21 protein-coding genes are annotated in these 25976 nt (G+C 61.7%); 7 read left to right on the top strand and 14 right to left on the bottom strand.

Translation table 11 applies throughout. The features are described 5' to 3' along the window. Positions 1-111 precede the first annotated feature (111 nt). A complete protein-coding gene (locus tag AC3WTO_RS06960) occupies positions 112-669 on the top strand; it encodes a hypothetical protein (RefSeq protein ID WP_492459914.1) in 558 nt (185 codons plus the stop codon). Positions 670-853: 184 nt separating this feature from the next. Here the strand turns inward: AC3WTO_RS06960 and AC3WTO_RS06955 are convergent, their stop codons facing one another. Further along, positions 854-1123, bottom strand: coding sequence for a hypothetical protein (locus AC3WTO_RS06955; RefSeq protein WP_492459913.1), 270 nt, complete (start codon positions 1121-1123; stop codon positions 854-856). 256 nt (positions 1124-1379) lie between these two features. On the opposite strand from AC3WTO_RS06955, the gene AC3WTO_RS06950 reads away from it, so the two are divergent. Then, the gene (locus AC3WTO_RS06950; RefSeq protein WP_492459912.1) at positions 1380-3224 is read left to right on the top strand and encodes a monovalent cation:proton antiporter-2 (CPA2) family protein; all 1845 of its coding nucleotides are present in this window, start codon (positions 1380-1382) and stop codon (positions 3222-3224) included. A gap of 43 nt (positions 3225-3267) precedes the next feature. Further along, entirely contained in the window at positions 3268-3816 is a 549-nt protein-coding gene (locus AC3WTO_RS06945) for a DUF924 family protein (protein WP_492459911.1), read from the top strand. 40 nt (positions 3817-3856) lie between these two features. On the opposite strand, the gene AC3WTO_RS06940 is transcribed toward AC3WTO_RS06945, so the two are convergent. Genes AC3WTO_RS06940 through folP form a run of 4 tightly spaced genes read right to left on the bottom strand, consistent with a single transcriptional unit; the run spans position 3857 to position 6811 of the window. Further along, positions 3857-5068 (bottom strand): low temperature requirement protein A, encoded by a 1212-nt coding sequence (locus tag AC3WTO_RS06940; protein WP_492459910.1) that lies wholly within the window; start codon positions 5066-5068, stop codon positions 3857-3859. A 36-nt stretch (positions 5069-5104) separates the two neighbouring features. Beyond that, positions 5105-5617, bottom strand: coding sequence for a 2-amino-4-hydroxy-6-hydroxymethyldihydropteridine diphosphokinase (gene folK, locus AC3WTO_RS06935; RefSeq protein WP_492459909.1), 513 nt, complete (start codon positions 5615-5617; stop codon positions 5105-5107). After that, positions 5601-5960: a dihydroneopterin aldolase gene (folB, locus tag AC3WTO_RS06930; protein ID WP_492459908.1), complete on the bottom strand. Its 360-nt coding sequence runs from the start codon at positions 5958-5960 to the stop codon at positions 5601-5603. Before folB ends, folK begins: the two co-directional genes overlap by 17 nt. Beyond that, complete coding sequence (gene folP / locus AC3WTO_RS06925; RefSeq protein WP_492459907.1) at positions 5960-6811, bottom strand: dihydropteroate synthase; 852 nt, start codon at positions 6809-6811, stop codon at positions 5960-5962. The genes folB and folP overlap by 1 nt, the downstream gene beginning before the upstream one ends. Positions 6812-6895: 84 nt before the next feature. On the opposite strand from folP, the gene AC3WTO_RS06920 reads away from it, so the two are divergent. Together AC3WTO_RS06920 and AC3WTO_RS06915 are read left to right on the top strand one after the other, a co-directional pair. After that, positions 6896-7576 carry a DUF922 domain-containing Zn-dependent protease gene (locus AC3WTO_RS06920; protein ID WP_492459906.1) on the top strand — a complete coding sequence of 227 codons (681 nt, stop codon included), beginning with the start codon at positions 6896-6898 and terminating at the stop codon, positions 7574-7576. Between the two features lie 282 nt (positions 7577-7858). Continuing rightward, a complete protein-coding gene (locus tag AC3WTO_RS06915) occupies positions 7859-9337 on the top strand; it encodes an MDR family MFS transporter (RefSeq protein WP_492459905.1) in 1479 nt (492 codons plus the stop codon). Between the two features lie 43 nt (positions 9338-9380). On the opposite strand, the gene AC3WTO_RS06910 is transcribed toward AC3WTO_RS06915, so the two are convergent. After that, entirely contained in the window at positions 9381-9701 is a 321-nt protein-coding gene (locus AC3WTO_RS06910) for a 2Fe-2S iron-sulfur cluster-binding protein (RefSeq protein WP_492459904.1), read from the bottom strand. A gap of 143 nt (positions 9702-9844) precedes the next feature. After that, positions 9845-10135: an Hpt domain-containing protein gene (locus tag AC3WTO_RS06905; protein WP_492460058.1), complete on the bottom strand. Its 291-nt coding sequence runs from the start codon at positions 10133-10135 to the stop codon at positions 9845-9847. Between the two features lie 355 nt (positions 10136-10490). On the opposite strand from AC3WTO_RS06905, the gene AC3WTO_RS06900 reads away from it, so the two are divergent. After that, positions 10491-17684 (top strand): kinesin, encoded by a 7194-nt coding sequence (locus tag AC3WTO_RS06900; protein ID WP_492459903.1) that lies wholly within the window; start codon positions 10491-10493, stop codon positions 17682-17684. 160 nt (positions 17685-17844) lie between these two features. On the opposite strand, the gene AC3WTO_RS06895 is transcribed toward AC3WTO_RS06900, so the two are convergent. The 5 genes from AC3WTO_RS06895 to AC3WTO_RS06875 form a co-directional block, all read right to left on the bottom strand. Next, positions 17845-18462, bottom strand: coding sequence for a thioredoxin domain-containing protein (locus tag AC3WTO_RS06895; protein WP_492459902.1), 618 nt, complete (start codon positions 18460-18462; stop codon positions 17845-17847). Positions 18463-18586: 124 nt separating this feature from the next. Beyond that, entirely contained in the window at positions 18587-19183 is a 597-nt protein-coding gene (locus tag AC3WTO_RS06890; protein ID WP_492459901.1) for an ABC-type transport auxiliary lipoprotein family protein, read from the bottom strand. A gap of 169 nt (positions 19184-19352) precedes the next feature. Continuing rightward, positions 19353-20726: an MlaD family protein gene (locus tag AC3WTO_RS06885; RefSeq protein WP_492459900.1), complete on the bottom strand. Its 1374-nt coding sequence runs from the start codon at positions 20724-20726 to the stop codon at positions 19353-19355. An 8-nt stretch (positions 20727-20734) separates the two neighbouring features. Next, positions 20735-21553 carry an ABC transporter ATP-binding protein gene (locus tag AC3WTO_RS06880; RefSeq protein WP_492459899.1) on the bottom strand — a complete coding sequence of 273 codons (819 nt, stop codon included), beginning with the start codon at positions 21551-21553 and terminating at the stop codon, positions 20735-20737. 1 nt (position 21554) lies between these two features. Next, the gene (locus tag AC3WTO_RS06875; protein ID WP_492459898.1) at positions 21555-22739 is read right to left on the bottom strand and encodes an ABC transporter permease; all 1185 of its coding nucleotides are present in this window, start codon (positions 22737-22739) and stop codon (positions 21555-21557) included. A gap of 78 nt (positions 22740-22817) precedes the next feature. Between AC3WTO_RS06875 and dgcA the strand changes: the two genes are divergently transcribed. Then, the gene (dgcA, locus tag AC3WTO_RS06870) at positions 22818-23798 is read left to right on the top strand and encodes an N-acetyl-D-Glu racemase DgcA (protein WP_492459897.1); all 981 of its coding nucleotides are present in this window, start codon (positions 22818-22820) and stop codon (positions 23796-23798) included. Here dgcA and AC3WTO_RS06865 read toward each other — a convergent pair. After that, positions 23769-24983: an MFS transporter gene (locus tag AC3WTO_RS06865; protein ID WP_492459896.1), complete on the bottom strand. Its 1215-nt coding sequence runs from the start codon at positions 24981-24983 to the stop codon at positions 23769-23771. The two genes, dgcA and AC3WTO_RS06865, sit on opposite strands and share 30 nt — an antisense overlap. Before the next feature lie 146 nt (positions 24984-25129). Further along, positions 25130-25966, bottom strand: a complete 837-nt coding sequence (locus AC3WTO_RS06860; RefSeq protein WP_492459895.1) for a UDP-2,3-diacylglucosamine diphosphatase — start codon at positions 25964-25966, stop codon at positions 25130-25132. Positions 25967-25976: the final 10 nt, after the last annotated feature.

The following is a 25976-nucleotide window of genomic DNA, read 5'->3' as shown; positions in this document are numbered from 1 at the left end:
TGCGTTGGCGGTTTACCGCCCTCGAAACCGCCCCAGGTGACGAAGCATTAACCAATCTTCTTCATGGTTGGCCTCGTTCCAACACAGCGTCCTCGTTGCCGGGTGTCATCCATGAAAAGCGTGTTCCTGTCCGCCGCAATGCCTTTCGCGCTCGCGGTTGCCGCCTCGGTCGCAGCGGGTGGTTCGGCGTTCGGCGCCGACCGTGACAAGCAGTTTTTCCAGGCGGTCGAAGGACAATGGGTTGGACCTGGCGAAATCGTTGCCGGCAAATACAAAGGCACCAAGTTCACCTGCAATTTCAAGGGATCCACGCCCGAAGGCAGCAAAGTCGGCATGACGCTGGATGGCGACTGCCGCGTCGGCGTCTTCTCGCAGAAAATGGGAGCAACCGTCGAGCGCAAGGGGCGTGATGGCTACAAAGGCTCCTTCATGGGTGGCTCGACAGGCTCCGGGCTCGATATCATTTCCGGCAATGTCGTCGACAACCGCAAGGTCGTTTTCGCCATCAACCGCAATCAGCTGCGCGGCGTCATGCAGGCGCGCGTGCCCAACGACAATTCGATGATTGTCACCGTATCGGTGAAGGTCGACCAGCAGATGGTGCCGGTGATCGGCATGAACCTGAAGCGTGTCGACGACGTCGCCGTGGGCGCCATCGCCCGCAACTAGGGCAATTCCAGGAAAGTGCGTAGCGGTTTTACGTTCGGAATTGTGCGGAGCAAAGAATTCGAGCGTTTCCACGTTTCTGTGAAAAACGGCGCTATCACGCGGCCATCCATACTGAAAACAAACGGCGGCCATCGGCCGCCGTTTTAACATGCGCGAGATCTTCGTCTCGCGCGAATGCGGGCAATCAGCCCTTCTTCACTTCGGCGATGATCTCGTCATAAGCCTTGCAAGCGTCGGCCTGATTGGTCGAGCTCGAGTATTTGGTGGCGATTTCCTGAACCTTGGCGGCCCATTCCGTAGCCTTGGCCGGGTTCTTGGTCACAGCTTCCTGGACGGCGGTGGTCAGTTCCTGGGTCTTTTTGCCGATGACCTCTGCAGTGCATTCCGGCGCTTTCGAGCAGGCGGAAAGACCGAGCGCAGCCACGCCGACAACTGTCAGCACAATCTTCTTCATGGTAGTCCTCTCCATAGTGGCGGCGATCCCGTCCGCCCCGTGTTTATAGCCCCAGCCTCGCCGTCCATAGCGCGCCAGTGAGGCTTACTGCAACTCACCAACGTACAGGCCTTGGAAATATTGGATTTACTGGCCGCGAGCTGTCCATCAGCAAGGGCTCATGGACGATGATTCGGGGCTGTTCGTAGCGCGCCGAAGCTCCTATCCTGCCCGAGGGACTCCTCCCTCTAACGACGCGGCAAAAACGAGAACAACGATGGCGGTTGAGGCTTCAAGCAGCGAGCTGGTGAATGTGGTGGCGCTTCTCGGCGCCGGTGTCGTCGCCGTACCAATCTTCAAGCGGGTCGGCCTCGGCTCGATTCTCGGCTATCTGGCCGCCGGCCTTGCAATTGGTCCATTCGGACTTGGCATCTTTTCCGACCCTGCCGCGATCCTGCATGTCGCGGAGCTTGGCGTGGTGATGTTCCTGTTCATCATAGGCCTCGAAATGCAACCGTCCCGGCTGTGGGGCTTGCGCCGCGACATTTTCGGATTGGGCGCACTGCAGGTTGGTCTCTGCGCCCTGCTGCTGACAGCTTGTGGGCTGGCCGGCGGCTTTCCTGTCGCGCAGGCTTTTGTCGCCGGCGCGGGTTTCGTTCTGACCTCGACGGCCATCGTCATGCAATTGCTGGAAGAGCAAGGAGAAATGGCCACTCCCAAGGGACAGCGCATGGTTTCGATCCTGCTGCTCGAGGATCTGGCCATCGTTCCGTTGCTGGCTCTGGTGGCCTTCCTGGCGCCGGGAGGCGCCGATACGACGTTGCAGCAGCGCTTCACCGAAATCGGCATCGGTGTTGCCGCGATCGTCGGCTTGGTGGTTGCCGGCCGTTACCTGCTCAACCCGTTGTTTCGTGTCCTGGCCGACGCCCGTGCCCGGGAGGTCATGACGGCGGCGGCCTTGCTGGTGGTCCTGGGATCGGCGCTTGTCATGCAGATGAGTGGGCTCTCCATGGCAATGGGGGCATTCCTCGCCGGTGTCCTCCTGTCGGAATCGACGTTCCGCCACCAGCTCGAAGCCGATATCGAACCGTTCCGCGGCGTGCTGCTCGGCCTGTTCTTCCTCGCCGTCGGCATGTCGCTCAACCTCGCTGTCGTCGCCGAGAACTGGCAGCTGGTCGCGATCTACGTGGTCGCCTACATGGTGGCCAAGGCACTCGGCATCTATGGGGTGGCACGGCTCCTGAAGGCGTCGAACCGCGAAGCCATCGAACGCGCGGCGGTCATGGCGCAAGGCGGCGAATTCGCCTTCGTGCTCTATTCTTCGGCCACACAGGCCGGCATCATCGATGGCCGCGCAAACGCGATCCTCACCGCCATCATCATCATCTCGATGGTGCTGACCCCGCTGGTGATCATAGCTCTGCGCTATCTGTACCCGCAGCGCGACGAGCCTTCACTTGACGGTGTCGATGTCGCCGAAGGCCTGTCCGGCTCGGTGCTGATCATCGGCTTCGGTCGCTTCGGCCAGATCGCCAGCCAGCCGCTCATCCTGCGCGGTGTCGACGTCTCGATCATCGACAACGATGTCGAGATGATCCAGGCAGCCGCCAATTTCGGCTTCAAGGTCTATTATGGCGACGGCACGAGGCTGGATATCCTGCATGCAGCCGGTGCCGGGCGCGCTCGCGCGGTGCTGATCTGTGTCGACAAACCGGAAACCGCCGTGCGTGTTGCCGAGTTGGTCAAGGCTGAATTCCCGCTGGTGACGGTATTCGCTCGAGCTTTCGATCGCGGCACTTCGCTGCAGCTCGTCAAGGCAGGCGTCGACTATCAGTTGCGCGAAACCTTCGAATCCGCGCTGGTCTTCGGCGGTTCTACACTAGAGGCACTGGGTGAAGACCCCGACGAAGTCGCCGAAGTTATCGAGGATGTGCGCCGGCGCGACGCCGCGCGGTTCGACCTGCAGCTGACCGGTGACCTGCGTGACGGACGCAACTTCCTGAAAGGCAATCTCGCCACGCCAGCCCCGGCACCGGTAACGCAACCGCGCCGCCCGGGACAGGCGCTCAGCGAAGAGACCGCCGAGGTGTTGAAAGGCGCCACCTCAGCGGCTTCGTCTTGAACATGAGAATCGACCATCAACTCTATGAGAAAAGACGATAATAATGAATTCTTTTGACGAGCGAGCACGCGATGTGACGGCCTTTTGGCGCAATGCCGGTCCGGATGCATGGTTCACGAAAAATGCCGCCTTCGATGCCGAATTCAGAACCCGGTATCTGGAACTCCACTACGCAGCCGCCCGGCGGGAACTGGACAGCTGGGTCGAGGATGCCGAAAGCGCTCTGGCGTTGATGATCCTGCTCGATCAGTTTCCGCGGAATTGCTTCCGCGGTACGGCGCACATGTTTGCCACCGATCCGCTGGCTCGCCACTTTGCCACCCAGGCCGTAGCAGCCGGGCATGATATGGCCGTCGACGTCGACGTCCGGGTGTTCTTCTACTTGCCCTTCGAGCATTCCGAGAACCTCGACGACCAGAAGCGCAGCGTCGAACTGACCGAAGCGAACGCGCCCGACTACATCAAATATGCAATCGAACACCTTGAGATCATCGAGCGCTTCGGCCGCTTCCCGCATCGGAACCCGCCGCTCGGCCGCGCCACCACCGCCCAGGAGACGGCTTTTCTCGACGGTGGCGGCTTCTCCGGTTGAGTCTCCGGAACCCAAGTCCGATCGCGTTGCCCGCCGCCAGTCAGTCGTGGAGCCTGTTTTGGCCTTCATGCAGTCTGTATTCCCAGAATGCGACCGCAAACAGGATTGCCGTGGTGATCAAACTGAGGGGCATCGAATCCAGCATGCCGCCGAAAAGGCCAGAGACGAACAGCAATGCCAGTCCGATTACATGCGACAATGGAATTGAGCTTGCCGTCACCCATTTGAACATCAGATTGCCGAAAATGTAGAGCGCCGGGCCTCCAACGACAGCCAGCACGACCGCCGGCTCGGCATGACCCAAGGGATGCGCAAGCACCAGTTCGTCGGCTGCCGCCGACACGATGATGCCGGCAATAAGCAGCAGTGGCAGATATGTGTAGGCGATACGCGCCAGGCGACCGGGATCGCTCGCCGCTTCGATGCGGTGGCGGCCTGTTTCGGCGCCCAGGTTGAAATAGATCCACCACATGGCAACCGTGGCGCCGAACGCCGCCAGGAAGCCTCCAACCACGCCCGCCGAAAGCTCCGCCTCGGCCAGCGTGGCACCTGTGACAATGATGGATTCTCCCAGCGCAATGATGATGAACAATCCACTGCGCTCCGCCATGTGACCGCCGTCGACATCCCAATCTGCAATGGCGGAAGCGCCGTACCATGGTGTCCAGAAGCGCAGCGACGGCGCAACATAGTCGAGGACGAGCGCGACCGCCCACGCGGCAATACGCGCCTCACCTTCCAGGAAACCGCCGACTATCCAGAATACAGCCGAGAGCGATAGCCAGGCTGCGATGCGACACATATTGCGGTAGTTGCCGGGATTGTGACGGCGCAGAGCCCACAGCATGAAGCTGGTGCGGCCAACCTGCATGAAGACATAGGCGCCAGCGAACATCAGCCCGCGTTCGCCGAACGCTTCCGGTATCGCAGTCGACAGCAGCATGCCGGCCAGCATCAGCACGAACAAAAGAAACCGGATCGGGCCACGCCGCGGATCCAGCCAGTTGGTGACCCAAGACGTGTAGACCCACGCCCACCAAACCGCCATCAGGAGCATGCCGGCCTGCAACGCGCCCGCAAGGGTCAGGTTTTTGAGCAAGGTGTGCGATATCTGGGTAACGGCGAAGACGAAGACGAGGTCGAAAAACAATTCGACGAATTCTACACGCGTTTCGGCGCCGGCAATCCGCTTGCGTTCCAGACCGCGCCGAGCACCGAAACCCGCAGGCAATTCCGCCTTCGTTCCCGTCATGGGTTCGCTATCCCTCTTGCGGCATGGCCGGTGAGGTTAAGCCTGCCACCACTCACGGCCGGATGGCAACCGCTCGATGCCGGTGATGTCCATCGACGCAAGCCGTTCCGAAACGGTCTTGCCGGCCAGGATCAGTTCCGGCGCGATTTCGGCCAGCGGCACCATGACAAAGGCGCGCTCCAGCATGCGTGGATGCGGAACAGCCAATTCGGTTTCATGAATGGCGCGATTGCCGAAAACGAGGATATCGATGTCGATCAGGCGCGGTCCCCAGCGCTCTTCACGCACCCGTTTCAGCTTTCGCTCGGTTTCCAGGCACAACTCCAGAAGAACATGCGGCGTCAGCTCGGTCGTCAACTCCGCGGCGATGTTCAGGAAATCCGGCTGGTCGGTCTTGCCCCAAGGCGGCGTGCGATAGAGAGAGGAAACCGTGACGACGCGCGTCCCGGTGTCTTCGTTCAACATGCGCAAGGCCGAGGCGATCGATTGAACCGGATCGCCCAGATTGCCACCAAGGCTGAGGAAAACGGTGTTACTGGGGCCAGACAATGGTGACCTCGACGTGATCGAGCACGCCGGGCACCGGCGCATTGGGCTTGCGGACAGTGATCTCGGCCGTCTTGATCTGCGGGAAACGCTCGGTCAACGCCCTGGCGACATCGAGCGCCAGCGCTTCGATGAGAAAACGCCGCTCGCCGGTGACGATTTTTTCGATGACCGTGAACGCAACGCCGTAGTCGACGGTGCTCTCTATGGCATCTTCGTCCAGTTCCTTGACCGGATCGACCGTCAGCACCGCGTCGACGTAGAAACGCTGGCCAAGTCGTTCTTCCTCGTCATGTACGCCGTGCCTGGCAAAGAAGGCGCAGTTCTTCATGCGGATGACGTACATTATCGAGATTCCTGCCGGATATTGCTGTTGGCCAACATAGCATCTGTCATGGCCAGCGCGTCCACGTTGATTGCGACATCATGGACGCGAAACAGATCGGCGCCCTTAAGCCGCAGGATGACGCTGGTGGCCGCCGTGCCGGCCGCCCGATCCGAGGCATCCTTGCCGGTTATGGTACCGACGAAACGCTTGCGCGATGTGCCGACGATGAGTGGAAAGCCGAAATCAGCCAATTCCTCGAAACGCGCCATCAAATCGAGATTTTCCTCGGCGGTTTCCTTGTTGAAGCCGAAGCCGGGATCCAGCACGATGCGCTCATCGGCAATGCCAGCTTCTCGCGCGATCTCAAGCGATTTTCCAAGGAAGAGCCGCTGATCTGCAATGACGTCCGCGAGTTTCTCGCGTCCACGACCGGTATGCATGATGACGACGCCAGCTTCGGCTTTTGCAACCTCTCCAGCGATTGCAGGATCCCGCTGCAACCCACAGACATCATTGACAATATGAGCGCCAACCTCGAGTGCCAGACGTGCCGTTTCCGCGCGATAGGTATCGATGGAGATCAACACTTCGCCGCGCTGTGCCAGTTGTTCTATGACCGGCAGCACGCGCTGTTGTTCCTGCTCCGCCGTGACGGCCGCAGCCCCTGGCCGAGTCGATTCACCGCCAACGTCGATGATTGCGGCCCCTTCCCGTATCATGCGGCCGGCCTGTTCGAGCGCCAGCTCAAGCGCATTGAACTGTCCCCCGTCCGAAAACGAGTCGGGCGTCACGTTGAGGATGCCCATGACGACTGACTTCTCGCCGAGGTCGAGATGGCGTCCGTGCGCCAATTGCCATCGTCTGTTCATCTTTGCCCGCCAAGCTGCGCTGGCGATACGTATTTCGTTGCGCCGGCAACGGCCGTAACGCAAGGTGGGGCAAGAGGCAATAAAATGAATCGTACCCTGCTTACCGCGTTGCTCGTCCTTTTCGCCGTTTCCTCGACCGAAGCAGCGAACCTTATCAAGACCTACAGCTATTTTTCGATCGGCGGCCGCTCCCTGGAGCAGATCCAGACGGAACTGTCGAAGCGCGGCCCGTCGGTGAAATCCACCGGCATGCGCCATCCGGGCGCCACCCGCATGGCCTTCACCAGCCGTATCGGTTACGCCGAGGAAGTAGATGCATGTCCCTCCGAAAGTGCGTCTGGTTTTCTCTGCCATCTCACAGGCTACGGAAAAGTCGCCCAATCCTGTCGAATTGTATCCGCCGTGGTCACGGTCAAGACCGGGGTCATTCTCCCCAAATGGAAACCGCGCGGCAAGGTGAGCCCAGACGTCCAGCTGTTCTGGAACACACTCGCGGCCGACATCAAGCGGCATGAAGATCGGCACGTAGAGATTGCCAAGGACTATGGTCGCCGTCTCGAAAGCGAGCTGATGAAGATCGGCCGGGAGGACAACTGCAAGATCGCGGCGGCGAAAGCCAAGGAAGTGACGGCAAAGGTTCTCAACCAGCATGACCAGGCGCAGGTTGAATTCGACCGTGTCGAAATGGTCAATTTCGAAAGCCGCATCATCCGGCTGATGCGCTACCGCATCGAGCAGATCGAGGCAGGCCGCCTGCCCGGCTGACTCAAGCCTCCGCGATTTTATCGAATTTTGCGAAACAGGATCAATGGAAGCGACCCGTTGGTCCTTGAGACTCGTGAGCTATATTAGGAACGAGGTTGCTGACGGGCGTATGGGATGCGCCCCGGACAAAAATTTCAACCGTCTGTCGAAATGGGCACAGCCGGCGCGACATAGGTTCGGCCAATACAGGTTTCTCGACAAGCGCGGACGATCAAAGCCGCCGCACGTTACCCGACGCGTTTGCTTCCGGGCTGGTGTGCACGGCAGACAGGTGAATGACCCATGGACCAGACCGTTTCACAGCCGGCGGCGGCGGAAGGCTCGACGCTTTCCGAAAGCGAGAAGAATGCCATCATCGGCGGCGTTCTTTTATCGATGCTGCTGGCCGCACTGGACCAGACCATCGTCGCGCCCGCGATGCCGACCATCGCTGAGACACTCGGCCATGCGCAATACCTGCCCTGGATCATCACCGGCTATCTGCTCACCGCCACCGCCATGGCGCCGCTCTATGGCAAGATTTCCGACGTGCATGGACGGCGGCCGACGCTTTACGCGGCGATCCTCATCTTCCTGGCTGGCTCGCTGGTGGCAGCGCTCGCGCCCAACATGCTGACCCTGATCATCGGCCGCGCCATCCAGGGGCTGGGCGGCGGCGGCCTGTTCGCACTGGCGCAAACGGTGATCGGTGATCTGGTTCCGCCAAAGGAGCGTGCCCGTTACGCCGCCTGGATTTCCGGCACCTGGGCTGTCGCCAGCATTGCAGGCCCGCTGCTTGGCGGCACCTTTGCCGAGCATCTGCACTGGTCGCTGATCTTCTGGATCAACCTGCCGCTCGGATTGCTGGCCATGGCCATCATCAACAAGCCGCTCAAGAAGCTGCCCGTCGCCGCTCACAAGCACAGCATCGACTGGCTGGGGGCCGTACTGCTCGTGATCGCCACCTCTCTGCTGTTGCTGGCGCTGAATTGGGGCGGCGGCACCTATCCTTGGGGCTCGCCGCAGATCCTTGGCCTGTTCGCAGCCTCTGCCGTCGTCTGGGCGGTCTTCGCGCTGCGGCTGGTCAAGGCGGTCGAGCCGCTCATCTCCCTGAGCGTGCTTGGCAATTCCATCGTGCTTGCCGGTACGCTGTCGCTGTTCCTGCTGCAGGCTGCCAATGTCGGGCTTTCCGTGTACCTGCCGGTGTATCTGCAGGCCCATCTCGGCCTGACCGCGTCGGAATCCGGCATGGCGATGCTTGGCATTCTGCTCGGCACCGTTGCCGGAGCCACCACCTCGGGCAGGCTGATCACGCGCTTTGTCCACTACAAGCGACTGGCCCTGATCGGCATCAGCTTCGGCATCGTGACTCTGGCGGCGCTCGCCTTTGTCGCCGGCAGCACTTCGCTGATCCTGGTGGTGGTGCTGACCACCTGCGTCGGCTACGGGGCGGGCACCACCTTCCCGGTGGCAACGGTGTCGGTGCAGAATGCCGTCGAACGCAGCCATCTCGGCGTGGCCACGGGCGTGCTCACCTTCATGCGCTCATTGGGTGGCGCACTTGGTGTGGCGCTGCTCGGCGCCGTCGGCGTTGCCTACGGCCTGCCCCTGATGGGCGAAGGCATTCAGGCGCAGACGCAAGTGTCGTCCGCCATTCCGTTCGCGGCAATCTTCTTCGTCAGCGTCGCACTGCTTGTCGCCACGCTGGCTGCCCTGGCGACAATGCCGGAGAAGCCCCTGCGCGGCCGCAGTGAAGAAGACGCACCGATGATCTCGGAATAAGATTTCAGAACAGGCAGTTACAGCCCTGTTCTAAACTCAGGAATTAGCCCTGACGTTCTGGAATGCGCACCACCAGCCCGTCCAGTTCGTCACGAACCTTGATCTGGCAGGACAGACGCGAGTTCGGCTGCACCTCATAGGCGAAGTCGAGCATGTCCTCTTCCATCGTCTCGGGTTCGCCGACCACGCTTGTCCACGCCTGGTCAACATAGACGTGGCAGGTCGCGCAGGCGCAGGCACCGCCGCATTCGGCCTCGATGCCCGGAACCGCGTTGCGGATGGCGTTCTCCATGACGGTGGAGCCGTTTTCGGCGTCGACGTCAAAATGCGTCCCGTCATGGGTGATGTAGGTCAGTTTTGTCATTTGATCACCTGAGAAATCACAGCCGAGATAATCACTCGGCGGCGCAAGTCAACTGTCGCGCGAAACCGTCTCAAAGTGACGCTTTTGGGAAAACAGGGGTTCGACCAGTAAATAGCGATCGTCCGGCCAGCCGGCGGATGGTTCTACCGGCTGATCGCTGCGATGAAGTCGCGGACATCCTCGACCAGCGCGCCGAGCTTTCCGGTGAGGCGATCGTCTTCCGGCTGGCGCTCGAATGAGACCGCCCAGTCGGCGATGGCGGAGGCCCCGACCCCGCGCGCAGAGCCCTTCAGGGCGTGTGCCAAAAGGAGACGCTGGCTCTTGTCAGCGGTCGGCAGCTTCTCAACGACGGACAGCGCCTGCTGTACGAACAGCGCCAGAACCTCGCGCTCGAGATCACGATCGCCCATGGTCTGGCGGGACAGATGTTCCATATCCACAGGCCTGCTCCGGGCGCGACCCGACGCTTCTCCACCCGGCATCGAGAACGCCACGTTTACACTACGCATATCACTCAACTCCATTGCCGCGGCCGCCCAAGGCCATACAAACTAACGAATTCCGATGGATGGCGGGTTAACAAGGAGTTGTGAAAAATGTTTGGCAACGCCGGTTCGGCTCACGCTCTCGTTAACCTTATATTTAAAGTTTTACGTATGCGGGCGAATGCATGTTTTCTTTACCCCCCTGTGTCATTACGATACGAGGGTCCAAAATCAGGCCTCGGCGCGGGACGACAAAAGATAATAACGACCGCTCTCGCAGCAGCTAGTACAGGGTAGCGAAGGCATGGCGAAGAAAACCACCACGACGAAGAATCTCGATTCCGAGGTCGCCAAGGAACTCGAAGAGGCTCTCGATTTCGACCTCTCCGGAGAGTCGGGAGATCTCGACATAGCTGCCTCCATGGAGGATCTGGAAGCACAGATCTCCCAGGCAGCGGACGAGCTTGCCCGGGCTGGCCGCGCCGAAAAAGCTGCACCAGCGCCGGCTCCCCAGCCGGTCAAGGTCCCGGTGGCAGAGGCCAAGCCCGCCGAACTGCGCCCCATCGAGCCGCGCAACGCTGCAGCCCAGCCGGCCGGCTTCTCGCCTGCCAATGACGATCGCCAGAAAGACTATCGTTCCCTGCTGCACAGTCTCAATCGCCGTGCTTCCAACACCATCTACTGGGTGGTGGCGTTTGTCTCGATCGCGTGGATCGTCGGCGCTGCCGCGCTCGCCAATCTCCTGTTCGGTCCCGATATCTGGAATATCCGCTCCATCGCGCAGGTGCTGCAGCGGCCGGAGCTGATCGGCATCGCCGTTGCCGCCATCGTTCCAATCATCCTGTTCTGGGCTTTCGCCGCGATGGTCCGCCGCGCGCAGGACATGCGGCTGGCAGCGCAGTCGATGACGGAAGTCGCCTTCCGCCTGGCTGAACCAGAAAACATTGCGCAGGACCGCGTGATGATGATCGGCCAGGCCGTGCGTCGCGAAGTTGCGGCCATGGGCGAAGGCATTGAACGCACGCTGGCGCGTGCCGTCGAACTGGAGACCCTGGTTCACAGCGAAGTCAGCCAGCTTGAACGCTCCTATACGGAAAACGAGAGCCGCATCCGCAACTTGGTCGATGGGCTGGGCAGCGAACGCGAAGCCGTCATCGGTCACGCCGAACGTGTGCGTGCTTCGATCTCCGGCGCGCATGAGACCCTGCGCGACGAGATCAACTCGGCCAGCGACATCATCCGCGAGAACATCCTCGGCGCTTCCAGCAAGCTGTCGATGACCATCACCTCGTCGGGCGACCAGTTGATCGACCGCATCAACGAAAGCTCGATGTCGATCTTCGATTCCGTCGAGAGCCGCCTCGACACGATCACCGATCGCCTGTCCACCTCCGGCGAGGCTTTCGCCAGCCTGCTCGATACCCGCATCGCCAAGCTCACCGACAGCACCGACGGCCTGACCCGTTCGCTGACCGAACTGCTCGACGACCGCACGCAAGGTATGGTCTCGCTGCTTGGCGGTGCCGCCCGCACGCTGAGCTCCGAGTTCGAATCCAGCCTGTCCGGCATCGAGCGCACGCTGGCCGAGCGTGGCCAGGCGCTTATCAGCGAATTCCAGACCCGCGCTGAGGCACTCGACACCGGCACGCAGAAGCTCAATGCGGCGCTTGAAGCGCGCGCCCGCCAGATCAATGAAACGCTGGTCGATCGCGCTCGCGACATCGCCAACGCCTTCACCGATGGCAAGGACGTGCTGTCCGCCATCATCGACCAGGGCAAGGCGCAGATCGGTGCCGACATGGCCGACATTGTCACCTCGACCTCGACGATGCTGGAGGCGCGCGCCAGCGACTTCGCTGGCCGTATGGAGGCCGCGCGTCATGCCGTGTCGCGCAGCTTCGACACCGACATTGCACGCCTCGCGGATGCCCGCGTCGGCATCGAAGAGGCCGTCGAGAACCACAGCCGCAAGCTGGAGGAAAGCCGCGAGCGCATGGCCGCCGCCATGCATGCCGACCTGGAGAAGTTCTCCGAGGGTCGCGCCGCCATCGACGAAGCCGTCACCTCGCAGGTGCACCTCCTGTCGGAAGGCCGCAATCTCATCAGCCGCGCGCTCGAGGAAGACCTACGCAAGGTCAACGAGTCGCGTGCAGCCATCGACGCCTCGCTCGGCAGCCATCTGGAGCGCCTGGAGGAAGGCCGTTCGCGCCTGACCCATGCCCTCAACGAAGATGCCGACAAACTCGTGCATGCCCGCACCATCATTGATGAAATGGTTTCCGGCCATGTCGGCAAGCTGGCCGAGGGTCGCTCGATCCTTGCCCGCGCGCTCGATGCGGATCTCACCAAGTTGACGGAAAGCCGCACCGACATCGACAATCTGGTCGCCGGTCAGGTGGCCAAGATCTCGGAAGGCCGTGCCGTCCTGGCACGCGCACTGGAAGCCGACGTCGACAGCATCAAGGCGCTGATGGAAAGCCACTCGGTACAACTGGCCGACGATCGCGACCAGCTCGGCCGTGCGCTCGACGCCGACCTGTCGAGCATCCGCCGGCTGGTCACCGACCACTCCGGCCAGCTTGCCAACGAACGCGGCCTGCTCTCGCAGACCTTGGAATCGGATCTCGCCAAGCTTGCCGAAAGCCGCGCTTCCATCGATGGATTGGTGGCCGGCCAGGTTGAGAAGCTCGCTGAAGGCCGCGATATCCTGAAGCGTGCCCTGGAGGCCGACCTCGGCACGATCAGCTCCGTCATTTCCGACCAATCGCAGAGGCTGACCGACGACCGCGCGCAATTCGCACGCCTGCTGGAGCAGGACTTGACCAGCGTCGGCGAACTCGTACGCGGACACGCCGAGCAACTCGCAGCGGATCGTTCCCAGCTTGCTCGGGCGCTGGAAGACGACCTCGCCAAGCTTGCCGATAGCCGCTCATCGATCGATGGGCTGGTCACCGGCCAGGTCGAGAAGCTTGCCGAAGGCCGCGATATCCTCAAGCGTGCGCTTGAAGCCGATCTCAGTGCCATCACGACGGCGATCGGTGACCAGTCACAGAAGTTGGCCGATAGCCGCGCCCTCTTCTCTTCGGCTCTGGAGGGCGACCTCAACAACGTCAACCAGCTGATTGCCGGCCACAGCGAGCGCCTCGCCGCGGATCGTTCCCTGCTTGCCAGGGCTCTGGAAGAGGACCTCACCAAGCTCGCCGACAGCCGTTCGTCCATCGACGGCCTGGTCGCCGGCCAGGTTGAGAAACTCGCCGAGGGCCGCGATATCCTCAAGCGTGCGCTTGAAGCCGATCTCAACACCATCACGGCAGCAATCGGTGACCAGTCGCAGAAACTTGCAGACAGCCGCGCTGAGTTCGCACAGGCCCTCGATGCTGACCTCGCCAGTGTCAATCATCTGGTCGCCGGCCACAGCGAACGCCTTGCGGCGGATCGCTCCCTGCTTTCCAAGACCTTGGAGGACGATCTCTCGAGCGTCGCCAATCTGGTCGCTGGTCATAGCGACAAGCTGGCGGCGGACCGGTCGCTGCTTGCGAGAACGCTTGAGGAAAACCTCTCGAGCGTCAGCAATCTCGTTGCCGGTCACAGTGACAGGCTTGCGGCGGACCGCGCCCTGCTCTCGAGGGCCCTGGAGGAAGATCTCACCAAGCTCGCCGACAGCCGTTCCTCCATCGACGGCCTGGTCGCCGGTCAGGTCGAGAAGCTCGCCGAAGGCCGCGATATCCTCAAGCGTGCGCTTGAAGCCGACCTGGCCAAGATCGGTGACAGCCGCGGCGGCATCGATGAAGCCATCGCCGGTCATGTCGGCAGGCTGGCCGAAGGCCGCAACATGCTCACCCGCGCACTGGAAGACGATCTCGCCAAGTTGGCGGAAAGCCGCGAGTCCATCGATGGACTGGTCGCGGGTCAGGTCGAGAAGTTGTCCGAGGGCCGCGATATCCTGAAGCGCGCGCTGGAAGCCGACCTCAACACCATCAGCGCCACGATTGCCGACCAGTCGCAGCAGTTGGTCGATAACCGTGCCCGCTTCTCCGAAGCGCTGGATGCCGACTTGATCCGGGTCAACAACCTCGTCGCCGGCCACGGCGAACGTTTGGCCAGCGATCGCGCCCTGCTCGCCAGGTCTCTGGAAGACGATCTTGCCAAGCTGGCAGAGAGCCGGGCTGCGATCGATGGTCTCGTCGCTGCTCAGGTCGAGAAGCTCGCCGAAGGCCGCGATGTCCTCAAGCGCGCGCTGGAAGCCGACCTGTCGTCGATTGGCGGCGTGATGGCCGGCCAGTCACAGAGGCTGGTCGAAGCCCGCACCGATTTCCAGCAGGCGCTCGACGACGAACTGCGTCGCGTCAACGATATCGTTGCAGGCCACAGCCAGCGGCTTGCCGCCGATCGTTCCATGCTCACTTCGGCACTGGAAGACGATCTCGCCAAGCTTGCCGAGAGCCGTTCATCCATCGACGGCCTCGTCGCCGGCCAGGTCGAGAAGCTCGCCGAAGGCCGCGACATCCTGCGCCGCGCGCTGGATGCCGATCTTGCCAAGCTCAACGAGAGCCGCGGCGGTATCGACGCCGTCATCGCCGACCATGTCGGCAAGCTGGCAGAGGGCCGCGATCTGCTGACCCGTGCGCTGGAATCCGACCTTGCCTCCATCGACGGCGCGCTCGGCGGTCACGCCCAGCGTCTGGCCGACAATCGTGCCGACTTCGCGCAGGCGCTCGAAGGCAGCCTCGAACATGTCCAGGGACTGATCTCGAGTCACAACGATCGCCTCTCCGCCGACCGCTCGGCGCTCACCCGGGCGCTTGAGGAAGACCTCACCAAGCTGGTCGACGCCCGCCGCGATATCGACCGTGCACTGGCAGGACATATCGACCAGATCGCGAACTCCTCTTCGAGCATTTCGGATGCCATCGCAGCCGATATCGAAAAGGTGGAGCAAGCCTTCGTTCGCCAGACCGGCGTCATCGAGGAACGGTCCAGCACCATGGAACGCGCGCTCAACGCCGGCGTCGACAACATTCGCGGAGCGCTGGAAAAGAGCGCGCTTTATGTTGCCGGCCAGCTGCGTGAAAAGGTCCTGGAAGTCACCAACACGCTGCATGAGCAAGCAGGCATCGCCTTCACCGATGCCGACCGCAAGATCGCAGAGCGTGCCGAACAGACATCGGCCGCCCTGCTCGCTCGCGCCGAAGACATCGCCCAGACCTTCGAGAGTGCTGACCAGAAGCTGGTGGCCCGCGCCGTCGAGACGGCACAGACCCTGGCGTCCCGTGCGGGCGACATCCTGCGCAACTTCGAGGATGCCGACCAGCGCATGGGTGTTCGCATCAGCGAATCCGCGGATGCGCTCGCGGCCCGGGCGACCGATCTCGGCCGCGTGTTCGAAACGGTCGAACAGCAGTTGGCCGTCCGCATTGCAGAAGGTTCGGATGCCCTGACGGCTCGCGCCGCAGAGATCAGCCGGGTCTTCGACGATGCCGACAGCCGCATGGTGTCGCGTATCTCCGACAGTGCTTCGGCAATCGGCAGCCACGCCGATCAGATCGTCGGAGCTTTCGAAGATACCGAGCGTCGTGTTGCCGACCGTGCCCGCATGACCGGCGAGGAACTGGCCGGTCATGCCGTCGAGATCGAACGCGCCCTGACCAGCGCCGATCAGCGCCTGGCTTCCAGCGCTGCGACGGCTGCGACCCGCGTCGAAGGCCAGATCGCCAATGTCGAGAGCCGCTTCGCGGCATCGGCGGATGCGATGGGCCAGAAACTCGAACAGCAGATCACGCAGGCGGAAGGCCAGCTCGCCTCGCGCGCCAATGTCATCGCTGAAACCTTCGCTGCCGTCGGCCAGCATATCGGCCAAAGCACGAACGAAGCGGCCAAGACCATCGGCGCCAACACGCGCGAACTCAATTCGATGCTGGCGGCCCGCTCTGCCGAACTGTCCAAGATCCTCGACGAGACGGCTCGCCCGTTGATCGACAAGTTCTCGGAAGGTGGTGCGGAACTGCAGAAGAGCATGGAGGACGCGACCGAACGTGCCACCGCAACGCTGCGTCGCGAAAACGCCACGCTTGCCGATGCGCTGGCCAGCCGTACCGCCGAAACCCTTGCCGCTGTCGACGGCGCCCGTTCGTCCCTGGCGGACAATGTCTCCGACCTCATCGGCCGCATGACGCACTCTGCCGATCAGCTCAACACGCTGATCGCCAAGGCTTCGGACAACCTGGGCGAGGTCGAAACCCGTCTCGCGGGCTCGACGCAGAGCTTCGCCGCGACCACGGAGAAGGCATCGCAAACCTTCGCCAGCTCGGCTCGCCTGGTCGATTCCAACACGACCAGGTTGACCGAACTGTCCTCGGCGACGCTGCGCGAAGTGGCTTCCATCGCCACCCGCTTCGACGAACACAGCCGCCTGCTTGCCAGCGCCTCGGATCTGCTCGGTTCTGCGCAGAACAATCTTGAGCACACGCTGGCACGCCAGTCCTCGCTCGACGATCTCGCCGTCGGCCTGGTCAAGAAGTCGGAAGACCTGGAAAAGGTCATGCGTTCGTTCGAAACCCTGGTCAGCCAGACGCTGCAGAGCGCCGAAGGCAGGACACTGGAATCGGCCGACAAGATCCGCGTCGCCATTTCGGAAGTGGTCGAGTCCGCCACCAAGCGGTTCTCCGATGCCACCGAAGAGATGCGCCGCACCGCCGGCTCGATCAAGAGCGAGCTGGACCTGACCCGCGCCGAACTGCGCAAGGGCGTCATCGAGATGCCGGAAGAGGCGAAGGAGTCGACCACGGCGATCCGCCGCGCGGTTTCCGAGCAGATCAATGCGCTCAAGGAACTGTCCGACATCGTCGCCAAGTCCGGACGCTCCGTCGACGTTTCCGAGCCACGCAACTTGCGGCCTGCCCCGGCACCGGCTCCGCGTCCGACCGAGCCGCAGGCGCGTCCTGCGGAGCCGCAGCGTCGCGCTCCGGAGGCACCGAGCGGCCTGCGTGGCTCGATCGATGCCGGCGAGACGGCATTGCGCCCTCGCGGTGATGCCGGCGCGCGCACGCCACAGGGTGGCTGGGTGCGTGACCTGCTGACCGGCGCCTCGGAAGACGCAAGCGCACGACCAGCACCGGCACAGCCGCGGGCAACGCCGGTGCAGCGTTCGCCACTGCATGTCGTGGAATCGCTCAACTCGCTGTCGGTCGACATCGCCCGGGCCATCGACCACGATGCCTCGATCGAGCTGTGGAACCGCTACCGTCGTGGAGAGCGCGATGTGTTCACGCGTCGCCTGTACACACTGAAGGGTCAGCAGACCTTTGACGACATCCGCCGCAAGTATCAGTCGGAGGCCGAGTTCCGCGCCGCTGTCGACCGTTACTGCGACGACTTCGAGAAACTGCTGAAGGACGTCTCGCGCAACGATCGTGACAACATGATCTCGCAGACCTACCTCACCTCGGACACCGGCAAGGTCTACACCATGCTGGCTCACGCCAGCGGCCGCCTGCGCTGAGCATTTTGTAGCCAAGTGGAATCACTTGGCGTTACAAAAATGCGGCGAAAACAAAAACTTGGAGCGTTTCCGCGTTTCCGTGAAGGAAGCGCTCTAAGATCGAGAAAAGACAGGAAAGGCGGGAGCAAGCTCCCGCCTTTTTGTTTCGCCACGGAGAAGGCTAGTTGGAGGCCAATGCCTTATCGAATGAAGCGAGGGTGCCGTCATAGTCCAGACGCTCGCCATTCAGGAAGAATGTCGGTGTCCCCTTTACCTGCAACTCCTGCAGCGCCTGGTCTCGAAGACTTTCAAGTTTACGAAGATTGGTTTCGTTCCTGAGAGCTTCCTCAAAATGCTGCTCATCGACCCCCTGGGACGCAGCGATCTCTCGCATCACGCCCTTGCGTTCCGTAGCGGCGACAATTTCTTCGGAGCGACCCGCGAATGCCGCGAGCGTCTGGCGGTAACGCTCCCGACCGGCCTGCTGCGCTATCAGGAAGATCGCGGCATCCACCACGTTGCGAACAAAGGGGCGTATCGAGATCCTCAATTTGCCGGTCTGAACATACTTCCGTTCGAGATCGGGCAGGACTTTCCTCTCAAAATCCACGCAATGGCCGCAGGTCGGTGAGGAATAGACGATAAGGGTTGCTGGCGCTTGTTTGCTGCCAATGAAACTGTCTTCAATACCTGCCGGCTGCATCAATATGCCGTTCAGCGGAGCCGTCGACGACGCAAAAGCTGCACCGCCCGTGAAAAGCAATGCCGAAATGACCGCAGCGGTCGATAGGAACTTCATGATTCACCCTGAAACATTGAGCCCACCCAGCCCTGCGAAATATAGCGCAGCACCCCCCTGAAAGCGGGGCGCCAAATTGCCACAAAATGGCGGGTTGGAGTCAGGAATGACGGAGGAGTACGGCTCAGATCGTTGAATCCGACCAGCGTACGATCTCGCCGACCGCCTGACCGAAGGCGCGGTCGAGTGCGCCCACATAGGCCGAATTGCCTCCGCCGCTGACCGGAGCGCTGGCCTGGAAGCTGCGCGAAGCGCGCACTTCGCCGTTGCGATCGTTGAGGATGCGCACATAGAGCTCGACATGAGCCTGCTCGCCTTTCTCGGCGCGCACTTCGAAGGCCCGGATCTCGGTGATCACTTGATAGTCGATCGCCAGCCCCTCGCCCGGCCGTCCGACACCGGCAAAGCGGCCGGTACGCTGGAATGCTTCGGCCAACCTTGCCTGGACGATGACTGGCAGCCGGTCAGCCCATTGCGCACCCTTGAGATACTGGATCGAACGCTGGCCGGTCTTGATGACGATGTTTTGGCTGTCGAGCGCCTTCAACGCCACGGGCTGGGTGACGAGAATCTGGCGCTTGCTCTGGCCACCGGTCTGGACGCTCGGCGTCGACAGATCGAAAGTGTCCAGCGGCGCAGGACCACCGCCCGGCAGCGCCGCACAGCCTGCAAGAATGGTCGCGAGCAGCAACGCGCCCGCATGTACTCGGATCGACTTCACGCGACGTCCCCACTGTACACCGGAGCGTTTCTGTTTTTCGCGGATACGCGAAAACGCTCCAACTCCCTATTCCGACGCAATTCCGGCCGGAAAACCGCCACGCGCGTTCCCAGGGATTGCTCGCCGTTTCCTTCCTGGTGGTATTTATCGATGGAACCGCGCCGCGCCGTCAACGCCGCACCCTTCCGTCGTATTGGCGAACCTCGCCATCGCCACCCGAAAGGATGCGCTGCGGATTGCGTTGGAAATCGGAAACCGCCTCTTCGATGCGGTTGACCGAGCGCCTGGTGTCGCCAACCAGCGCCTCGACGTTCTGCAGGCCCTGACCGGAAAAGCGCTGCAGGTTGTCGGAGATGACGCCGATATGCTTGTTCAGCGTATCGGCCACCTGCTTGAATGACTTCAGCGTCTCGCTGGCCTGCGCCACAAGACCCTTGGTGTCGCCGGAGCCAAGCATGCCGTCCACCTTGGCCAGAATGCCGTCGATGCGCACGGAAGCATTGTTCAGACGCTGCGCAAGCTGCTGGGCATCCTTGATGGTCTGCTGGATGTCGTCGGAACGCGCAGCGACTTTTTCGGTCACCTTGGCGATATCGGCCGAAGCCCGGCCCGCGTTCGCGCTGGCATCCTTGATGTTGGCAAGCGCGGTACGGACGTCGGCCGGATCGACGCTGTCGAGCACACCATTGACCTTGTCGAATGTGACCTGTGTCTTTGCGGCGAAATCGTTGATCGAGCCCACCGCCTGCTTGACCTCGGCAATGGTGGAATCGAACTGATCGCTGGTCTTGCTCAGATTGCGGGTGAATTCATCGACGTTGGCGACAATGTTCTTCACCTTGTCGCGATCGACGGCATTGAGCAGGCCTTCCGCTGCCTTCAGCGCGCCATCGAGCTTGCCCGATACGCCCTGCAGCTCCGTCGACAGCGCGCTGACGCTGGACAGGAACTTGTCGATGCCGTCGGAATTCTTGGCCAAGGCGTCCGAGAATTTCTCGGCATTCTGCGCCGTCTGCGTCAGCGGCCCACGCACATCCTTGGCAAAGCCTTCAAATTCGCTGAGGACCTTGTCGGCGCGGGTGGCGATGTCCTGCGCGGTTTGCAACAGATTGGTCACGGCGGAAGGCTTGGCGATGATCACCGCCACGCGCCCTTCCTTCTCCGCTTCATCGAGAAGTTTCGGTTCTTTCGGGTTGGCGCCGGTCAGCTCGATGTTCGCCTGGCCGGTCAGGCCGGCAAGGCCGATATCGGCCTGCGTCGACCTGGTGATGGGTGTCGCGCGATCGATCACGGTTTCAGCCACGGCGATGGTCGGGTCGTCGACATCGATATAGACGCGGCGCACATCACCCACCTTGACGCCGTTGAACAGGACGAAACTGCCGCGTCCCAGACCCGAGGCAGAGCCAGGGATGCGCACACTCAAGGTAGTCGTCTCGCCACGGTCACCGATATTCGCGGTCCAGTAGACGAAACCGAACGCCGCCAGGATCGCCACCAGCGTGAAAATGCCGACAATGACGTAGTTGGCTTTTGTTTCCATTGCTTCACTTATGGCTGCGCGCGTGTTGCAAGATCAAGCTGCCGTGCCCGTTTTCCGCGGAAATAGGACTTCACCCAGGGCTCTTCGCTCTTCAGCATGTCCTCGACGGTGCCCTGCACCAGCACCCGTTTCTTGCCGAGCACGGCAATGCGGTCGCAGGCTGTGAAAAGCGAATCGAGATCGTGGGTGACCATGTAGACGGTCAGATCCATCGTATCGCGCAGCTTGACCACCAGTTCATCGAACTCGGCTGCACTGATCGGGTCGAGACCGGATGTCGGCTCGTCGAGGAAGACGATTTCGGGATCCAGCGCCAGCGCGCGGGCGAGCGCAGCGCGTTTGATCATGCCGCCAGACAGTTCCGACGGGTATTTGCGCGCGGCATCGGGCGGCAGGCCAACCAGCTCGATCTTGAGCATGGCCAGTTCGTCCATCAGCTTGCGCGGCAGATCCAGGTATTCGCGCATCGGGACCTGCACGTTTTCCATCACCGTCAGTGCGGAAAACAGCGCGCCCTGCTGAAACAGCACGCCGAGTCGCATGTCGATGCGCAGCCGTTCTGAATCGCTGGCCTTGTCGACATCGATGCCGAAAAGTTTGATCGTGCCGGCCTGCTTGTGCACCAGCCCGAGAACGGTACGCAGCAAAACGGACTTGCCGGCACCCGAAGCGCCGACGAATCCCAGTATTTCACCGCGCCGGATATCGAGCGCGAGGCCGTCGAGGATCACCGTCTCGCCAAACGCCACCTTGATGTCGCGCGCCGACAGCACGACGTCATCGCGCTCATGATCGGTATGCTCAGCGTGTTGTTCGACGATTGCCATGTCAGAAACTGATCGACGCGTAGAACAGGGCGAAGAGCCCGTCCAGGATGATGACGACGAAGATGGATTTCACCACCGACTGCGTGACGTGCAGGCCAAGCGATTCGGCACTGCCGCCAACCTTCAACCCCTCAACGGAAGCGATGGTTCCGATAATGATGGCCATGAATGGCGCCTTGATCAGGCCGGCGAAGATCGTGCTGAGATCGATGGCAACCTTGAGCCGGTCGATGAAGGCGGCCGGAGGAATGTCGGAATAGGCCCAAGCCGCAAAGATGCCACCGCCAAGTGCGGCGAAGTTGGCCAGCACGGTGAGGCATGGCAAGCCGATGACCAAGGCCACGAGACGCGGGAACACCAGAACGCCGATCGGGTTGAGGCCGATGACCTTCAAGGCGTCGACTTCCTCGCGCATTTTCATCGAGCCGATTTCCGCGGTAATTGCACTGCCCGAACGGCCGGCGATCATGATGGCCGTCATCAGCACGCCGAGTTCACGCAGAACGAGCACGCCGACCAGGTCCACGACAAAGATATCGGCACCGAAGTAGCGCAACTGGTAGGCACCCTGCTGGGCCACGATGGCGCCGACAATGGTCGACATCAAAAGCACGACCGGCACCGCGCCGACACCCATGCGGTCCAGCTGATTGAAGATCGCTGCTGGATTTACTGCGTGCCCACGACCGAGCTTCATCTGGGCACCACGGATCGTGGCACCAAGGATGTTCATTCCTGCCAGGAAATCGTCTCCAGCCTCGCAGACACGGCGCCCGATCAACTCAAGGGCGCGAATGACGAAGTTGGGCTGAGGAATCGCTTTGCCGAGTTCGGCCCTACCCACGGCTTCGCAGACGGCATCGATCAGTGTCCTGACCGTCGCATCCTGCCCGATCTGCTCGATCTGGACGCCGCGCGTCTCGTGCGCATTGATCAGCCGCGCGATCAGCCATGCGCCGGCCGTATCCATGCGCTCGATACCTGAGAAATCGAGTGACAAGGATTTGAAATCGTTTCTCTTTTCCAGTTGACGCATCTCGGCATCGATCTGCGCGACACGGCGTGTCGTCCAATTGCCATGGAAGGCGCATCCCAGCGTTCCATCGCCATCACTGACGACAACGCGCGGCTCAACGCTCGCCGTGGCGGCGTTGTCGCTTGCGTCGCGTTTGCGGATCGTCAACATGCCATCCTGTTTAGCTCGACGGGACTGACCTGTCGATTTACCGGCGGCATTACGCCAGTATTACCGGAGCAGAAAAACATGGCGCGTGTCATTTCGGTCAATGCCGAACGTTTTCCCATCGCCGGGGTCTTCACCATCGCGCGCGGCTCCAAGACGGAAGCTGAGGTCATCACCTGCACGATCCGCGACGGGAGCCATACAGGGCGTGGTGAATGCGTGCCTTACCGGCGTTATGGCGAGACCGTCGAAGGCGTTCTGGCGGCCATCGAAGCGATGCGCAAAGCACTCGAAGCCGGCCTGGACCGCGAACAGTTGCAGACCGCGATGCCGGCCGGCGCCGCGCGCAATGCCATCGACTGTGCGTTGTGGGACCTCGAAGCCAAGATGACAGGCATCCCGGTCGCGGGAATGCTTCGAATCGCGCCCGCGCCGCTTGAAACCGCCTATACCCTGTCACTCGCAGAACCCGAGGCGATGGGCACGCAGGCCCGCGCCAATGCGACGCGGCCATTGCTCAAGGTCAAGCTTGGCGGAGAGAACGATGCCGCGCGCATTCGCGCCGTTCGTGAAGCCGCGCCCAAAAGCAGACTGATCCTGGACGCCAATGAAGGCTGGACCGACGACAATGTCGCGGAAAACATCGCAGCTGCTGCCGCACTTGGCGTTGCGTTGATCGAGCAGCCGTTGCCCGCAGGCCGCGACGACAAGCTCAGGCATATTGCGCGTTCGATCCCGATCTGCGCCGATGAAAGCGTTCATGAGGCCAAGGACATCGACGCACTGATCGGCCTCTACGATGCCGTCAACATCAAGCTGGACAAGGCCGGTGGCCTGACCGAGGCGATCGAGCTGCGCGACCGGGCGCGCAATGCAGGCCTCGGCATCATGGTCGGCTGCATGGTCGGCACGTCACTGGCCATGGCGCCGGCTGTACTTCTGGCGCAAGGCGCGGACTATGTCGATCTCGATGGCCCGTTGCTGCTTGCCCGGGATCGGGAACCCGGCCTTGTCTACGACGGATCGCTGGTTTCACCGCCTGCCGGTGCGTTGTGGGGCTGAACGGGCCGCAAGCAGGACAAGCGCAAGCCCCAGCAGCGCCACAGGCACCATGGCGTAGAAGCCTTCCACTCCGAAACTCTGGTAAAGCGGGCCAGAAGCGAGCGTGACTGCGGCCATGGCAAAGCCGTTGGCAAAAAACGCGATGCCCTGCGCCGCGCCGGTGCGTTCCTCGGCCACGGTTTCGCCGATCATCTTCTGCAGTCCGATCAGGACCAGTGCCGTCGAGATGGCGTGCAGCGCCTGCAGACCGAAGAAACCCGGCACACCGAGACCGAGCGGCCAGATCAGCGGAAAAGCGATCCAGCGAATGATTGCACCGAAGGCAGCCAATATCATCACACGTGCCACGGGGACCTGACTGAACAGCCGGTTGAAAGCCATGAACATGCCGACTTCGCAGACCACGCCGAAGGCCCACAGAAAGCCGACGACGGAATCGCTGATTCCCAACGATTTCCAATAGATGGAAGAAAATCCGTAGAGAAAGCCGTGGCTGCCGACCAGGACGCCGGCGCCCGTGGCGAAGTAAAGGAAATACGGGTTGCGCAGGCTGGGGACAGCCTGCTGTAGATCGGTCGCTGAGAGCGGTGATGCCCGCCTCGGCCTCCCCATGCGAGGTGCCATCAAGCCAACTGCGACAATAGCCAGGAACGACACGAACAGCATGATCGGCACCGCACCTGCCCCGGTCGAGGTCAGGATGAAGCCGCCGACCAGATTGGCGCAGAGATAGGAGATCGATCCCCAGATCCGCATGCGCGGATAATTGGCACCAAAGCGGCGTACACCGGACAGCGCGAGCGAATCGGCGATCGGTGAATGCGGTGTCCAGACGACGGCCAGAACCAGCGAAACCGCCAGCACGATTGCATAGCTCGGAGGCAGGAAGTAGCCCGCCGAGACCACAACCGATGCAACGGCGAGCGTCAGGTAGACGTTGACGCGGTCGCTCGCCTTGTCGGCCAGAGATGTGAACAGCGGAGTCGTTGCCACGCGCAGGAACATCGGCGCGGAGAGGATGACGGCGATCTTTTCCGGGCTGAAGCCGTGTGCCTCCAGCCAGAGCGGAAAATAAGGCAGATAAATGCCGCTCGGCACCAGAACCGTGAAGAAAACCAGCGCCATGCGCAGTTCATAGTTGCGCGGCTTGATCTGCTGTTCTGGTGAAAGCGGAGGCAGAGACATAAAAGGGCAATCGGCAAGGGCCACCGGCAAAATGGCCGGTGAGTTGCCCTGCTCTATCATGCCTGCCAGCTGCCAGAAACAGGTTGGCCTAATCGATTTACATCAAATATTGACTGCGTTGGCGACGTGCAGAAATGGCCAATCGCTCAAGCGGCTTCCGCAGCCCTGACCTTGGTCGGCAAGACATCAAAGGTCACCGGCACCAGTACCGGTTCCATCGACGGCGCTTCAGGCATGACATGCGCCCAATGCAATATCTCGAAACGACCATCGAAATGCTCGACCACCGCAGTGCAGCTTTCCACCCAGTCGCCGGTGTTGATGTACTGAACGCTGTCGACGGTTTCGATGGCGGCATGATGGATGTGCCCGCAGATAACGCCGTCAACCTCGGACCGCCGCGCTTCCTCGGTCAGCACATTCTGGAAAGAACCGATGAAATTCACCGCCTTCTTCACCTTGACCTTTGCCCAGGACGAAAACGACCAGTAAGGCATGCCGAAGACCTTGCGGAAGCGCGTGACCCCGCGGTTGATCAGCATAGCTGCGTCATAGGCATAATCGCCGAAATAGGCGAGCCAGCGCGCGTTGTGCACGACCGTGTCGAACTGATCGCCATGGATCACGAGCATACGACGGCCGTCCGCCGTTTCGTGGATGGCGCGGTCGGCCACTACGATGCCGCCGAAGTGCACGCCCTGGAACTGGCGCGCGAATTCATCATGATTGCCTGCGATGTAGGTGATCGATGCGCCCTTGCGCGCCTTGCGCAGCAGTTTCTGCACGACATCGTTATGAGCCTGTGGCCAATGCCAGCTGCGTCGCAAGCGCCAGCCGTCTACGATATCGCCGACAAGGAAGATCGTATCGGCATCGTGGTGACGCAGGAAATCGATCAGAAACTCTGCCTTGGCCGCCTTCGATCCCAGATGCACATCCGAGATGAAGATAGAGCGAAACATGCGTGGTTTGGCGCTGGACATCGCGATCTCA

This window comes from Mesorhizobium sp. EU05-FHT14A09 (assembly GCF_058790995.1).
The sequence above is the reverse complement of the archived record's forward strand: the minus strand, read 5'-3'. Positions and strand labels throughout refer to the sequence as shown.

Excerpts from the sequence above, each read along its gene's own strand:
- AC3WTO_RS06955 (WP_492459913.1), bottom strand. The coding sequence starts at position 1,123 with ATGAAGAAGATTGTGCTGACAGTTGTCGGCGTGGCTGCGCTCGGTCTT.
- AC3WTO_RS06900 (WP_492459903.1), top strand. The coding sequence starts at position 10,491 with ATGGCGAAGAAAACCACCACGACGAAGAATCTCGATTCCGAGGTCGCC.
- dgcA (WP_492459897.1), top strand. The coding sequence starts at position 22,818 with ATGGCGCGTGTCATTTCGGTCAATGCCGAACGTTTTCCCATCGCCGGG.
- AC3WTO_RS06905 (WP_492460058.1), bottom strand. The coding sequence starts at position 10,135 with ATGGAACATCTGTCCCGCCAGACCATGGGCGATCGTGATCTCGAGCGC.
- AC3WTO_RS06880 (WP_492459899.1), bottom strand. The coding sequence starts at position 21,553 with ATGGCAATCGTCGAACAACACGCTGAGCATACCGATCATGAGCGCGAT.
- AC3WTO_RS06940 (WP_492459910.1), bottom strand. The coding sequence starts at position 5,068 with ATGACGGGAACGAAGGCGGAATTGCCTGCGGGTTTCGGTGCTCGGCGC.
- AC3WTO_RS06915 (WP_492459905.1), top strand. The coding sequence starts at position 7,859 with ATGGACCAGACCGTTTCACAGCCGGCGGCGGCGGAAGGCTCGACGCTT.
- AC3WTO_RS06920 (WP_492459906.1), top strand. The coding sequence starts at position 6,896 with ATGAATCGTACCCTGCTTACCGCGTTGCTCGTCCTTTTCGCCGTTTCC.
- folP (WP_492459907.1), bottom strand. The coding sequence starts at position 6,811 with ATGAACAGACGATGGCAATTGGCGCACGGACGCCATCTCGACCTCGGC.
- AC3WTO_RS06945 (WP_492459911.1), top strand. The coding sequence starts at position 3,268 with ATGAATTCTTTTGACGAGCGAGCACGCGATGTGACGGCCTTTTGGCGC.
- AC3WTO_RS06960 (WP_492459914.1), top strand. The coding sequence starts at position 112 with ATGAAAAGCGTGTTCCTGTCCGCCGCAATGCCTTTCGCGCTCGCGGTT.
- AC3WTO_RS06865 (WP_492459896.1), bottom strand. The coding sequence starts at position 24,983 with ATGTCTCTGCCTCCGCTTTCACCAGAACAGCAGATCAAGCCGCGCAAC.
- AC3WTO_RS06860 (WP_492459895.1), bottom strand. The coding sequence starts at position 25,966 with ATGTCCAGCGCCAAACCACGCATGTTTCGCTCTATCTTCATCTCGGAT.
- AC3WTO_RS06950 (WP_492459912.1), top strand. The coding sequence starts at position 1,380 with ATGGCGGTTGAGGCTTCAAGCAGCGAGCTGGTGAATGTGGTGGCGCTT.
- AC3WTO_RS06885 (WP_492459900.1), bottom strand. The coding sequence starts at position 20,726 with ATGGAAACAAAAGCCAACTACGTCATTGTCGGCATTTTCACGCTGGTG.
- AC3WTO_RS06910 (WP_492459904.1), bottom strand. The coding sequence starts at position 9,701 with ATGACAAAACTGACCTACATCACCCATGACGGGACGCATTTTGACGTC.
- AC3WTO_RS06895 (WP_492459902.1), bottom strand. The coding sequence starts at position 18,462 with ATGAAGTTCCTATCGACCGCTGCGGTCATTTCGGCATTGCTTTTCACG.
- folB (WP_492459908.1), bottom strand. The coding sequence starts at position 5,960 with ATGTACGTCATCCGCATGAAGAACTGCGCCTTCTTTGCCAGGCACGGC.
- AC3WTO_RS06875 (WP_492459898.1), bottom strand. The coding sequence starts at position 22,739 with ATGTTGACGATCCGCAAACGCGACGCAAGCGACAACGCCGCCACGGCG.